Genomic DNA, 12,333 nt, shown 5'->3' with positions numbered 1-12,333 from the left:
CGGAGGCCTTCGTGCTGTGGGATGCCGACGACCGCCTCGTGCTCTGCAACTCGCACTTCCAGCGGCTGCACAAGCTGCCCGATTCCGCCGTCAGCCCCGGCACCTCCTACGAGACCGTGATCGAGGTCGGCAGCATGCCCGAGGTGCGTACCCGCCTGCACGAGAGCGGCGTGCCGGCGCCCGGCGCCCGCACCTTCGAGGCCCAGCTCGACGACGGCAGCTGGCTGCACATCAGCGAGCGCCGCACCAAGGACGGCGGCTACGTCTCCGTCGGCACCGACATCACCCGCATCAAGGCGCACGAGCAGAAGCTGGTCGACAACGACCTGCGCCTGCGCGCCACCGTGATCGACCTGCAGCGCTCGCAAGCCGAGCTGGAACGGCAGGCCGTCGAGCTCGCCGACCTCGCCGAAAAATACTCGCAGGAAAAAACCCGCGCCGAGGACGCCAACGCCGCGAAGTCGAAGTTCCTCGCCAATATGAGTCATGAGCTGCGCACGCCGCTCAACGCCATCATCGGCTTCTCCGAGATCATGGGCAGCGGCCTGTTCGGCACGCTCGGCTCGGACAAGTACGCGGAGTACTGCCACGACATCCTGACGTCGGGGAAATACCTGCTCGAGGTCATCAACGACATTCTCGACATGTCCAAGATCGAGGCCGGCCGCATGAAGTTCGACATGGAGCCGCTCGACCTCTCCGGTATCCTCGCGGAGTCGCTCCGGGTGGTCTCCGGCCGCGCCGAGCACAAGCGATTGTCGCTGGAATCGGATATCGAAAGCACGATCTCGGTCGTCGCCGACCGCCGCGCGGTCAAGCAGATCATCGTCAACCTGCTCTCCAATGCGGTGAAGTTCACGCCCGACCACGGCCGCGTGCTGGTGCGCGGCCAGATGCTGGACGACTCGATCGTGCTCCTGATCGCCGACAGCGGCATCGGCATCGCGCCGGAATCGCTGCGCCGGCTCGGCAAGCCGTTCGAGCAAGTCGAGAGCCAGCTCACCAAGAGCTACCAGGGCTCCGGTCTCGGACTTGCGATCGCGCGCTCGCTCACCAATCTGCACGGCGGCTCGATGCGGCTGCGCTCCAGGCTCGGCGTCGGCACCGTCGTGCGCGTCACGCTGCCGCGCGATCCGCGGTCCCTGCAGACGAAGCTGCCGGAAGCGGCCTGAGCCCCCACACTACTTCGCAAGCACTCCTTCCAGCAGCGCGGCATCACCGAGCACGGCCAGCGTCTCGCGAGGCGTGAGATGGCGGACTGCCTGGTCGAAGCTGTCGCTTGCCTCGATCCGCGCCCGCGCCACCGCGAGGTGAAGATCGATCTCGCCCGGACCGCCGCGCCGCGCCGGCGGCAGCGACGAGAGATGGCGATGCAGCAGGTCGGAATCCTGCCGCAACGTCGCGAGCGCGGGGGCCGATGCGGGTGCCGGCGACGCCGCCAGCTCATTGGCGCGGACCAGCACGCGCGGCGGTTTCACCTCCTCCGGCGTCACGAACAGCGCGTGCATCGCGGGCCTGGCGGTCCAGGCGCCGATCGGGATCGCAAACAACAGGCCGATGATCACCGGCGACATCCACAGCAGCAGCGGCAGCGACACCGCCCAGGCGCTGATCGCCATCGCGACACCGCAGGCGGTGGGAACGCCGTACTTCCGATAGAGCTCCCGCCGCTCGACCGCGCCGTCGTCGCGCCGCTGTGTCTGCCAGCCGGCGTCCCGGCCGAGCAGGATCTCGACGACGGCGATCGACTGGAACACCATCATGACCGGCGCGATCATCGCCGAGATCAGCACCTCGGCGAGCATGCCCGTCAACGCCCGGAAGCCGCCGCCGAATTGCCGGCGCACGTCCGACCGTGTCAGCAACAGGAGGAAACCGAGCAGCTTCGGCACGATCAGCAGCGCCATCGTGAGGCCGAACACCCAGGCCGCGAGCACCGGGTCCTGCGCCGGCCAGTTAGGGAACAGCGAAAAACCCTTCGGAAAATATTCGGGGCGAATGAAGCGCGCCTGCAACGAGATCAGGATTCCGAGCAGCAGGAACGACAGCCAGAGCGGCGCGGTGATGTAGGAGCCGATCCCGGTCATGAAATGCAGCCGCGAGATCCAGTGCAGCCGGCGCGTCCTCAGCACGGCGAGATGCTGCAGATTGCCCTGGCACCAGCGCCGGTCGCGCGCGGCAAAATCCAATAGCGACGGCGGCACCTCCTCAAAGCTGCCGCCGAGCATCGGCGCCATGTAGATGCCCCAGCCGGCGCGCCGCATCAGCGCCGCCTCGACAAAGTCGTGGCTCAGGATATGTCCGCCGAACGGCTTGCGTCCGGAGAGCTCGGGCAGGCCCGCCTGCTGCGCAAATGCCTCGATCCTGATGATGGCATTGTGCCCCCAATAATTGCCCTCGGAGCCGTGCCACCACGCAACGCCGGCGGCGACCATCGGTCCGTAGAGCCGGCCGGCAAACTGCTGCAGGCGGCTGAACAGGCTGCGCGCGTTGACGATGACCGGCAGCGTCTGCAGCAGCGCCGCCTGCGGATTGGTCTCCATCGCGTGCACCATCCGCACCATGGTGTCGCCCGACATCAGGCTGTCGGCGTCGAGCACGATCATGAACCGATATGCGCCGCCGAACCGCGTGATCCACTCGCCGACATTGCCGGACTTGCGCGCCGTATTGTCGGCGCGATGCCGGTAGAACAGCCGCTGCGCGCCGCAGGCCTCGCACAGTTCGAGGAACGCCCGTTCCTCGGCGATCCAGATATCGGGATCGCGGGTGTCGCTGAGCACGAACCAGTCGAAGCTGTCGCCCTGCCCGGTCGCCTCGACGGACTCGTAGATGGCGTGCAGGCGCGCCATCAATTGATGCGGATTCTCGTTGTAGGTCGGGAGCAGCACCGCGGTCCGGCTCGCGAGTTGCGGCAACGGACCATCGTCGCGGATCGGCAGGGCGTTGCCGTTGCGCCGAAGCAGAGCGAAAAAGCCGGCGAGCGCCGATGCGAACGAAAACGCGATCCAGGCGAGCAGCGCGACGAACAGCACCAGCACCATGCCTTCCATGATCGTCACGCCGCCGACCTGGACCACCATGTACATCTCGTAGGCGCCGGCACCGGTCAGCGCCGCCGTCAACAGCAGGACGAACGCGCGGCGCATGAACATGCCCGCGCCGACCGACACCGGCTTGCTCACCGCATGCGGCGGCCGGCCAAGATCGGCCGCCGACATTGCAAGCGGGCTCTCTTGTGGCAGGAAGCCGTCGGCCGCCGTGGCGACGTCGGACTGAGGCGACGTGATTATGGCGCCCATCGATAGACCCAGATCTCGGAGAGCGGCTTGTCATCCTGCGCCAGATGCGCACGCAGCTCGATCGGGTCCTTCTTGACGGCGCACTGGAAGCTGAGCCGCCATCCGCCGGTATTCGGATTCGGCTGCGTGACGACGTTCGTGATCTCGGACTTCTCGGCCGTCACGACGCCCTTGACGCTATTGGGATCGATCCCCTTCAGATTGTCCCCTAACAGGTCGAGCACGAACAGCTTGCTGTTCTCGCCATGGGCGCCGATGCCGCTGCGCGTGAAGCGCGCGAGCGAATGCGGCTTCGGCGCGTCCGGCCCCCAATGCAGGCGATAGGTGAAATTGGTCTCGCTTTTGGCCTTGAGCGGCGCCTTCGGCCGCCAGAACGCGGCGATGTTGTCGTGGATCTCTTCCTTGGTCGGAATCTCGAACAAAATGACCGCGCCCTCGCCCCAGTCGCCGATCGGCTCGACCCACAGGCTCGGACGCTTCTCGAAGCGCGATTCGATGTCCTGATAGGCGAAGAAATTCTTCTCGCGCTGCATCAGCCCGAAGCCATGCGGATTGACGTCCTGGAACGTGCTGATCTGGAGGTCGCGCGGATTGCTCAGCGGGCGCCACAGGCTCTCGCCCTTGCCGTTGTAGATCGCAAGCCCGTCGGAATCGTGCACGGACGGCCTGAAGTCGTCGACCTCGTTGCGATCGTTGGGCCCGAAGAAGAACATGCTTGTCATCGGCGCAAGGCCGGCATGCTCGAGATCGGCACGCGGATAGAGCGATGCCTCGACATCGAACGCCGTGGTCGCTCCAGGCCTGATCGTGAACCGATAGCTCGCCGCGCAGCTCTTGCTGTCGAGCAAGGCGTGAATGACCAGCGAAGTCGCGTTGGGCACCGGGCGCTCGAGCCAGAACGCCTTGAAGAACGGAAACTCCTCGCCCTTGGCCTCGCCGGTATCGATCGACAGGCCGCGCGCCGACAGGCCGTAGGTCTCGTCCTTGGCGACGGCGCGGAAATAGCTCGCGCCGAGGAAGACGCAGACCTCGTCGTAATAGTCCGGCTTGTTGATTGGCGCGTGGATCCGAAAGCCGGCAAAGCCGAGGTCGGTCTCGGTGAAGTCAGGCACGGTCTCGCCGAACGAAAACATGTCCTTGCTGTATTTGACTTCGCTGACCTTGCCGTCGGCGACCTCGAAGATATTGACCTTGTTCTTGTAGAAGAAGCCGCGGTGGAAGAACTGCGCCTCGAACGGCAGCTTCGCGCCGCGCCACAGCGCGCGCTCGGACGTGAAGCGGATCGTGCGGTACTGGTCGTAGTTCAGGTCCGTCAGGCCGTTCGGCAACTTCTCGTCCGGCGCCTCGAACGACTTGCTGGCGAGATTGCGCGCAAGCTCCCTGACCATGGCGGGGTTGAAGGGTGCGTCCGTCGCGCTCGCTGCGGCGGCGGCCTGGCGCTGTGGCAAGAACATGAGTGTCGGCAATACGGCCGATCCGTGGAGTAACTGGCGACGATTCAAAGCAGCTCCTGCTCGCTGACCGGGACGCCGCAATGCAACCGCCGAGCCGGCGCTGAGTTCCATCTTTGCTGCGAGCAAGCGAAGATTGTCCGGCGGCTGAACACCAGGACTTGCTTCAACGCACGCACACAACGCGTGGTCGCTTGCTGCTGTGCCGGAACCGTGGCGGAACGGCCGCGGGAGAATGCCGGGAGCTACGCGCTCTCCAGCGTCGGCGCGACCTCGCGTGCGACCTGCACCAGGGCTGCGATCAGCGGCGTCATCGGATCGCGCTGCGGGATTACGAGGCCAATGCTGTAGTCCACGACCGGATCGACGATCGGAATGCTGCGCACGGCATCCGCAAGGCCAAGCGTCTCGGCAAGCTTGGCCGGCATCACGCTGGCCCAACGGCCGGTCTTCACATGGGTGTAGAGCACGAGCAGCGAATTCGACGTCAGCGTCGGCGTCGCCTCCGCGCCGACCGAGGTCAGCGCGCGATCGATGATGCGGCGGTTCTGCATGTCGGGCGTGAGCAGACAGAGCGGCACGGTGCCGACTTCCTTCCACGTCACCTGCTTGCGGTCGCCGAACATCGCGTCCGGCGCGGTCAGCAAGCGATAGCTCTCATTGTAGAGCGGGATGGTGCGGACCTTGCCGATCGGCTCGTTCTCGATATAGGTCAACCCGGCATCGACCTCGAGATTCTCGAGCAGACCGAGCACGTCGGCCGACGTGCACGACTGGATCCGGAAACGCACATCGGGATGGCGCGCCCGGAACGGCGTGGTCAGCGCCGCCACCATGCCGAGCGCAGTCGGGATCGCCGCGATCCGGATCTCGCCCGACAGCTTGTCCTTGAGGCTGTTGATCTCCTGCTTCATCGCGCGCGCATCGCCGACGATGCGCCGCGCCCAGTCCAGCGTCCGCTCCCCTTCCGGCGTAAAGCCCTGGAAGCGGGATCCGCGCTGCACCAGCATGACGCCGAGGATTTCCTCGAGCTGCTTGAGACTGGTCGACATCGTCGGCTGGGTGACGCCGCACGCCTCCGCGGCCCGGCCAAAATGCCGCTCCTTGGCCAGCGCCAGCAGAAGTTCCAGCTTGTCGATCAAGGTTCAAATCCCTTCGGAAAACGGCGCCCCAAGCGGCAGCCCAACACGTCCATAGGTAGCACGATCCGGGTGCGATCTCGAAATCCAAAGCGCCCCGGAAGTGCGTGATTCCAGAACATTATTGCGATCCCGCATCGATCCATTCGGCAACGCTATTAATCGCGTTTCGCAATCGCCGCATGAGACAGCTTTATTGATGTTTCGAAGGATTCCAACTCTCATGTGCGAAGCAAAAAACTGATCGTGAGAAGCGCTGATGACGGTGGGATACGAACCTTGGGACAAGGCGCGCGGCGCTGAAATCATCGCCGAGCACGCCGGGCTTGAAGGCGCCACGCTGGTGATCCTGCACGCGCTGCAGGAAGCCTTCGGCTACGTGCCAGAGCCCGCGATCCCGATGGTGGCGGAGGCGCTCAATTTGTCGCGCGCCGAGGTGCACGGCGTGTTCACCTTCTACCATGATTTCCGGAAGCAGCCTGCCGGACGCCACGTCCTCAAGCTGTGCCGCGCCGAGGCCTGCCAGGCCGCCGGCGGCGACGCGCTGGCGGCGCGCGCGGAGGCCAGGCTCGGCGTTGCCCTGGGGCATACCACGGCGGATGACCGCGTGACGCTGGAGCCGATCTACTGCCTCGGGCTGTGCGCCACCGCGCCGTCGGCAATGCTGGACGGCCGCGTGGTCGGCCGGCTCGATGAAGCGCGGATCGACGCGCTGGTCGCGGAGGCACAGCGATGACGATGCGAATCTTCATTCCCCGCGACGCCGGCGCGGTTGCCGTCGGCGCCGACGATGTCGCCCTCGCCTTCGAGCAGGCCGCAGCAGGACGCGGCATGCCGATCGAGATCGTCAGGACCGGTTCGCGCGGACTCTATTGGCTGGAGCCGATGGTCGAACTGGCGACCGCACAAGGCCGCGTCGCGTTCGGCCCAATCAGCCCGGCGGACGTCCCGTCCCTGCTCGACGCGATGGCCAGCAGCGGCCAGCACGCGCTGCGGCTTGGTGTCACGGACGAAATTCCCTGGCTGAAGCGCCAGACCCGGCTGACCTTCGCCCGCTGCGGCGTGATCGATCCGCGCTCGGTCGACGACTACCGCGCCCATGGCGGCTACAAGGGCCTGGAGCGGGCGCTGACGCTGACCTCCGACCAGATCCTCGCCGACGTCACGACGTCCGGTCTGCGCGGCCGCGGCGGCGCCGGCTTCCCCACCGGCATCAAGTGGAAGACCGTGGCGCAGGCCAGCGCCGACCGCAAATACATCGTCTGCAACGCCGACGAAGGCGACAGCGGCACCTTCGCCGACCGCATGATCATGGAAGGCGACCCCTTCGTCGTGATCGAGGGCATGACGATCGCAGGTATCACAGTAGGCGCCACCAAGGGCTACATCTACATCCGCTCGGAATATCCGCACGCGGTCGAAGCGATGAACGCGGCGATCGTGGCCGCCCGCCGCGCCGGCTTGCTCGGCAAGCGCATCGGCGGCTCCGCCCATGAATTCGATCTCGAGGTGCGGGTGGGCGCCGGCGCCTATGTCTGCGGCGAAGAAACCTCGCTGCTGGAAAGCCTCGAGGGCCGCCGCGGCATCGTGCGGGCCAAGCCGCCGCTGCCGGCGCATAAGGGCCTGTTCGGCCGCCCGAGCGTGATCAACAACGTGCTGTCGTTCGCGGCGATCCCCTTCATCCTCGACAACGGCGCCAAGGCCTACGCCGATTTCGGCATGGGCCGCTCGCGCGGCACGATGCCGATCCAGCTCGCCGGCAACATCAAATATGGCGGGCTGTTCGAGACCGCGTTCGGCGTCACGCTCGGCGAACTCGTCGACGAGATCGGCGGCGGCACCTTCACCGGACGCGAGGTGCGCGCGGTTCAGGTCGGCGGCCCGCTCGGGGCCTACTTCCCGCGCGCGCTGTTCGACACGCCGTTCGACTATGAGGCGTTCGCCGCGCGTGACGGCCTGATCGGCCATGGCGGGATCGTGGTGTTCGACGACAGCGTCGACATGGCGAAGCAGGCCCGCTTTGCGATGGAATTCTGCGCCGTCGAATCCTGCGGCAAGTGCACGCCGTGCCGGATCGGCTCGACCCGCGGCGTCGAGACCATCAACAAGATCATCAATGGCGAACGCGTGGCGGAAAACCTCGCGGTTGTCGAAGACCTCTGCAACACCATGAAATTCGGCTCGCTGTGCGCACTCGGCGGCTTCACGCCCTACCCCGTGATGAGTGCATTGAAACACTTCCGGGAAGATTTTGGCGGAGATCTAGGTCCCGCACCGGCCCGCCTGCAGGCCGCGGAATAGCAAGGAAATCACGATGTCGCTGATCCACGAAATCGATTTCGGCACGCCCAAGTCCAAATCCGAAACGATGGTCACGCTGACCATCGACGGCAATCAGATCACGGTGCCCGAGGGCACCTCGATCATGCGCGCGGCGATGGAAGCCGGCACCCAGATTCCAAAGCTCTGCGCGACCGACATGGTCGACGCCTTCGGCTCCTGCCGGCTCTGCCTCGTCGAGATCGAGGGCCGCGCCGGCACGCCGGCCTCCTGCACGACGCCGGTGATGCCCGGCCTCGTCGTGCACACCCAGAGCGAGCGGCTGAAGAAGCTGCGCAAGGGCGTGATGGAGCTCTACATCTCCGACCACCCGCTGGACTGCCTGACCTGCGCGGCGAACGGCGACTGCGAATTGCAGGACATGGCGGGCGCGGTCGGCCTGCGCGACGTGCGCTACGGCTATGAAGGTGAGAACCACGTCTTCGCCAAATCGCACGGCTACGAAAACGACAACTGGATGCCGAAGGACGAGTCCAATCCGTACTTCACCTACGACCCCTCGAAGTGCATCGTCTGCTCGCGCTGCGTGCGCGCCTGCGAGGAAGTGCAAGGCACCTTCGCGCTGACGATCTCCGGCCGCGGCTTCGACAGCCGGGTCTCGCCCGGCATGAACGAAGGCTTCCTCGGCTCGGAATGCGTGTCCTGCGGCGCCTGCGTGCAGGCCTGCCCGACCGCGACGCTGACCGAGAAATCCGTGATCGAGATCGGCCAGCCCGAACACTCGGTCGTCACCACCTGCGCCTATTGCGGCGTCGGCTGCGCCTTCAAGGCCGAGATGCGCGGCGAGGAAGTGGTGCGCATGGTGCCGTGGAAGGACGGCAAGGCCAACCGCGGCCATTCCTGCGTCAAGGGCCGCTTCGCCTGGGGCTACACCACCCACAAGGAGCGCATCCTGAAGCCGATGATCCGCGAGCGGATCGAGGATCCCTGGCAGGAAGTGTCGTGGGACGAAGCCTTGAATTTCGCCGCCGCGAAGTTCAGGAGTATCCAGCAGAAATACGGCCGCGACGCGGTCGGCGGCATCACCTCGTCACGCTGCACCAATGAAGAAACCTATCTGGTGCAGAAGCTGATCCGCGCCGGCTTCGGCAACAACAATGTCGACACCTGCGCCCGCGTGTGCCATTCGCCGACCGGCTACGGCCTGTCGCAGACCTTTGGAACTTCGGCCGGCACCCAGGATTTCGACTCGGTGGAGGACACCGACGTCGTGCTGATCATTGGCGCCAACCCGGCTTCCGCCCATCCGGTGTTCGCCTCGCGGCTGAAGAAGCGGCTGCGCCAGGGCGCCAGGCTGATCGTGATCGATCCGCGCCGCACCGAGATGGTGGAATCGCCGCATGTGAAGGCGCTGCATCTGCCGCTGATGCCCGGCACCAACGTCGCGGTGGTCACGGCGCTCGCCCACGTCATCGTCACCGAATCGCTGGTCAACGAGACCTTCGTGCGCGAACGCTGCGACTGGAGCGAGTTCGAGGAATGGGCGGCCTTCGTCGCCCAGGAGAAGTACAGCCCCGAGGCGACCGCGATCATGACCGGCGTCGATCCCAAGGACCTGCGCGAGGCGGCACGGATCTACGCCACCGGCGGCAACGGCGCGATCTATTACGGGCTCGGCGTCACCGAGCACAGCCAGGGCTCGACCACGGTGATCGCGATCGCCAACCTCGCGATGGCGACCGGCAATATCGGCCGGCCCGGCGTCGGCGTGAATCCGCTGCGCGGCCAGAACAACGTGCAGGGCTCCTGCGACATGGGCTCGTTCCCGCACGAGCTGCCCGGCTACCGCCACATCGCCGGCGATGCGGTACGCGAGCAGTTCGAGGCGATGTGGAACGTCAAGCTCAACAACGAGCCGGGCCTGCGCATCCCGAACATGTTCGATGCCGCCATCGAAGGCAGCTTCATGGGGCTCTACGTGCAGGGCGAGGACATCCTGCAGTCCGACCCCAACACCAAGCACGTGGTGGCGGCGCTGTCGGCGATGGAATGCGTGATCGTCCACGATCTCTTCCTGAACGAGACCGCGAACTACGCCCACGTCTTCCTGCCCGGCTCGACCTTCCTCGAGAAGGACGGCACCTTCACCAATGCCGAACGCCGCATCCAGCGCGTCCGCAAGGTGATGACGCCGCTCAACGGCTATGCCGACTGGGAGGTGACGATCATGCTCGGCAAGGCGATGGGCTTTGAGATGAACTATACCCATCCATCCGAGATCATGGACGAGATCGCCGCGCTGACGCCGACCTTCGCGGGCGTGTCGTATGCCAGGCTCGACGAGCTCGGCTCGGTGCAGTGGCCCTGCAACGAAAAGGCGCCGGAAGGCACCCCGGTGATGCACATCGGCGGCTTCGTGCGCGGCAAGGGCAAGTTCATCCTCACCGAATATATCGCGACCGACGAACGCACCGGCCCGCGCTATCCGCTGCTGCTCACCACCGGCCGCATCCTCAGCCAGTACAATGTCGGCGCGCAGACCCGCCGCACCGAGAACGTGGTGTGGCACGCCGAGGACCGGCTGGAGATCCATCCGCACGACGCCGAACAGCGCGGCGTGCGCGACGGCGACTGGGTGCGGCTGGCGAGCCGCGCCGGCGAGACGACGCTGCGCGCCGAGATCACCGACCGCGTGGCACCGGGCGTGGTCTACACCACCTTCCACCACCCGGACACCCAGGCCAACGTCATTACGACCGATTTCTCGGACTGGGCGACCAACTGTCCGGAGTATAAGGTGACGGCCGTGCAGATCTCGCCGTCGAACGGTCCGTCCGACTGGCAGAAGGCCTATGACGAGCAGGCCCGCCATTCGCGCCGCATCGCGCCGGTGGTGGAAGCCGCGGAGTAGCGATGCGCGAACCCGTCCACAAGGCGATACGGAAGGTCTGGCGCGACGGCGTCTTCAGCGACGGCGCGCGCCTGATCCCGGAGGAGACGCCGCTGGCGCTGACCTATAATGGCGGCACCTACGCCGTGATGATGGGCTCGCCCGAGGACCTCGGCGACTTCGCGGTTGGCTTCAGCCTGAGCGAAGGCATCGTGCAATCGGCCGACGAGATCGAGAACCTCGACATCGTCGAGCTCGATGACGGCATCGAGCTCCGGATGTGGCTGAAGGCCGACAAGGCCGAGCGGATCGCGGAGCGGCGGCGCAACATCGCCGGCCCGACCGGCTGCGGCCTGTGCGGGCTCGATTCCATCAGCGAGGCGGTTCGGCCAACCGCGGTGGTGCAAGCGGGCCGCGTCTTCTCGCCGCGCGAGATCATGGCGGCGGTGGCGGCGGTCGCGCCGCTGCAGGAGATCAACCACCAGACCCGCGCCGTGCACGCCGCGGCGTTCTGGACGGCCGCGCGCGGCATCGTGGCGCTGCGGGAGGACGTCGGCCGCCACAATGCGCTGGACAAGCTCGCCGGCGCGCTGGCCCGCGACAAGATCATAGCCGGCGAAGGCATGGTGCTGCTGACCAGCCGCGTTTCGGTCGAAATGGTGCAGAAGACCGCCGCGATCGGCGCGCCGCTGATCGCCGCGGTGTCGGCGCCGACCGCGCTCGCGGTCCGGATGGCGGATGCCGCCGGCATCACGCTCGCCGCGATCGCTCGCGCCGATGGATTTGAAGTCTTTACGCATCCGGAACGCGTCACAGGCGCGGTGGCCGGCAAGGAGTCCGCTTATGTCGTCGTCGCCTGACAGACTGGTCTATATGGCGAACCAGATCGGAAAATTCTTCCAGAGCCAGGGGCGCGACCGCGCCGTGCAGGGCATTTCCGAGCACATCTGGAAGTTCTGGGACCCGCGGATGCGCAAGCAGATCTTCGCCCATCTCGACGCCGGTGGCACCGGCCTCGATCCCGACGTCCGCGATGCCCTGCAGAAGCTGAAGCAGCAGGCGTAGCGAGTAACGCGAGCGCCTTTCCTCACCGTCACCCTGAGGAGGCCGCAACGCGGCCGTCTCGAAGGGTCGACGGCCCGACTGTGGCCGTGCATCCTTCGAGGCTCGCAAGAGCTCGCACCTCAGGATGACGGGCTCAACACCGTAGGTTAGCTGGAGGCGCTTTCGTCTTCGCTCGTTGAGCCACGGCGGGCAAGTCGCTAACCCAG

9 protein-coding genes are annotated in these 12,333 nt (G+C 66.1%); 6 read left to right on the top strand and 3 right to left on the bottom strand.

The window, feature by feature from the left end; all coding sequences use genetic code 11:
• Positions 1–1,172: ATP-binding protein (locus PMN64_RS03030; RefSeq protein WP_411779664.1), on the top strand; the 1,172-nt coding region annotated here is incomplete at its 5' end.
• A gap of 9 nt (positions 1,173–1,181) precedes the next feature.
• On the opposite strand, the gene mdoH is transcribed toward PMN64_RS03030, so the two are convergent.
• From mdoH to PMN64_RS03015, 3 genes are all read right to left on the bottom strand, one after another.
• Positions 1,182–3,302 carry a glucans biosynthesis glucosyltransferase MdoH gene (mdoH, locus tag PMN64_RS03025; RefSeq protein ID WP_411779663.1) on the bottom strand — a complete coding sequence of 707 codons (2,121 nt, stop codon included), beginning with the start codon at positions 3,300–3,302 and terminating at the stop codon, positions 1,182–1,184.
• Positions 3,290–4,756, bottom strand: coding sequence for a glucan biosynthesis protein G (locus tag PMN64_RS03020; protein ID WP_411779662.1), 1,467 nt, complete (start codon positions 4,754–4,756; stop codon positions 3,290–3,292). The genes mdoH and PMN64_RS03020 overlap by 13 nt, the downstream gene beginning before the upstream one ends.
• 242 nt (positions 4,757–4,998) lie before the next feature.
• Positions 4,999–5,895, bottom strand: a complete 897-nt coding sequence (locus PMN64_RS03015) for a LysR family transcriptional regulator (RefSeq protein WP_298275786.1) — start codon at positions 5,893–5,895, stop codon at positions 4,999–5,001.
• Positions 5,896–6,151: 256 nt separating this feature from the next.
• Here PMN64_RS03015 and PMN64_RS03010 point away from each other — a divergent pair, with 256 nt between their 5' ends.
• Genes PMN64_RS03010 through PMN64_RS02990 form a run of 5 tightly spaced genes read left to right on the top strand, consistent with a single transcriptional unit; the run spans position 6,152 to position 12,127 of the window.
• Entirely contained in the window at positions 6,152–6,628 is a 477-nt protein-coding gene (locus PMN64_RS03010) for a formate dehydrogenase subunit gamma (RefSeq protein ID WP_038382182.1), read from the top strand.
• The gene (locus PMN64_RS03005) at positions 6,625–8,193 is read left to right on the top strand and encodes a formate dehydrogenase beta subunit (protein WP_411779661.1); all 1,569 of its coding nucleotides are present in this window, start codon (positions 6,625–6,627) and stop codon (positions 8,191–8,193) included. The genes PMN64_RS03010 and PMN64_RS03005 overlap by 4 nt, the downstream gene beginning before the upstream one ends.
• Before the next feature lie 13 nt (positions 8,194–8,206).
• A complete protein-coding gene (fdhF, locus tag PMN64_RS03000) occupies positions 8,207–11,083 on the top strand; it encodes a formate dehydrogenase subunit alpha (RefSeq protein ID WP_411779660.1) in 2,877 nt (958 codons plus the stop codon).
• 2 nt (positions 11,084–11,085) lie between these two features.
• On the top strand, positions 11,086–11,922 hold the full coding sequence (fdhD, locus tag PMN64_RS02995; protein WP_411779659.1) for a formate dehydrogenase accessory sulfurtransferase FdhD: 837 nt from the start codon (positions 11,086–11,088) through the stop codon (positions 11,920–11,922).
• A complete protein-coding gene (locus tag PMN64_RS02990) occupies positions 11,906–12,127 on the top strand; it encodes a formate dehydrogenase subunit delta (RefSeq protein WP_411779658.1) in 222 nt (73 codons plus the stop codon). The genes fdhD and PMN64_RS02990 overlap by 17 nt, the downstream gene beginning before the upstream one ends.
• The last annotated feature ends 206 nt before the right edge of the window (positions 12,128–12,333 follow it).

This window comes from Bradyrhizobium sp. UFLA01-814, from assembly GCF_046718885.1.
Lineage (GTDB): Bacteria > Pseudomonadota > Alphaproteobacteria > Rhizobiales > Xanthobacteraceae > Bradyrhizobium > Bradyrhizobium elkanii.
Note: the sequence above shows the minus strand (reverse complement) of the source record. Positions and strands in the feature narration are given on the sequence as shown.

Coding starts and splice junctions, on each gene's coding strand:
- mdoH (WP_411779663.1), bottom strand. CDS start 3,302: ATGGGCGCCATAATCACGTCGCCTCAGTCCGACGTCGCCACGGCGGCC.
- PMN64_RS03020 (WP_411779662.1), bottom strand. CDS start 4,756: ATGTTCTTGCCACAGCGCCAGGCCGCCGCCGCAGCGAGCGCGACGGAC.
- PMN64_RS03010 (WP_038382182.1), top strand. CDS start 6,152: ATGACGGTGGGATACGAACCTTGGGACAAGGCGCGCGGCGCTGAAATC.
- PMN64_RS03005 (WP_411779661.1), top strand. CDS start 6,625: ATGACGATGCGAATCTTCATTCCCCGCGACGCCGGCGCGGTTGCCGTC.
- fdhF (WP_411779660.1), top strand. CDS start 8,207: ATGTCGCTGATCCACGAAATCGATTTCGGCACGCCCAAGTCCAAATCC.
- fdhD (WP_411779659.1), top strand. CDS start 11,086: ATGCGCGAACCCGTCCACAAGGCGATACGGAAGGTCTGGCGCGACGGC.
- PMN64_RS02990 (WP_411779658.1), top strand. CDS start 11,906: ATGTCGTCGTCGCCTGACAGACTGGTCTATATGGCGAACCAGATCGGA.